The organism is Vibrio sp. 2033, from assembly GCF_033339735.1.
Genome location: NZ_JAWOVC010000621.1, coordinates 1 through 575, shown reverse-complemented (window position 1 = coordinate 575; position 575 = coordinate 1). Strand labels below are relative to the sequence as shown.

Genomic DNA, 575 nt, shown 5'->3' with positions numbered 1-575 from the left:
GGAGCTGCGGTTTGTAAATCGGGCAGCAATGGGGAAGAGAACTTATAAGCACGCGCTCGGGCCCATTGGCGGTTGCCTTCAATGGTATTGATCTCACCGTTGTGAGCAAGATAACGGAACGGCTGCGCCAGTGGCCAGCGAGGTTGAGTGTTGGTTGAAAAACGCTGGTGGAACAGACAGATAGCTGATTCCATACGTAGATCAGCAAGATCAAGGTAGAAGCGAGGCAAATCCGCAGGCATGCACAAACCTTTGTACACCAGCACTTGCGTCGATAAGCTACAGATGTAGAAATCAGGATCTTCGGTGATCTGTTTTTCAATACGGCGACGGGCAATATAGAGACGGCGTTCAATGTCGCGCTCACGCCAGCCCGCTGGAGCTGAGATAAAGACTTGCTGAATATTGGGCAGTGAGTTGGCCGCAATCGGGCCGAGTACTGCAGAATTTGTTGGAACTTCGCGCCAACCCGCAACCGTTAAGGTTTCTTGAGCGAGTTCTTTATTGACGATGTCTTTAGATAATTGAGCTTTAACCGGATCTTGGCTGAAGAAAAGCATCCCTACGGCATATTG

General features: G+C 50.1%; 1 pseudogene. It reads right to left on the bottom strand.

Annotation, left to right across the window (positions count from 1 at the left end):
• Positions 1 to 575 (bottom strand): annotated as a pseudogene (gene gltB, locus R7P74_RS28135) (glutamate synthase large subunit); the annotation flags it as partial.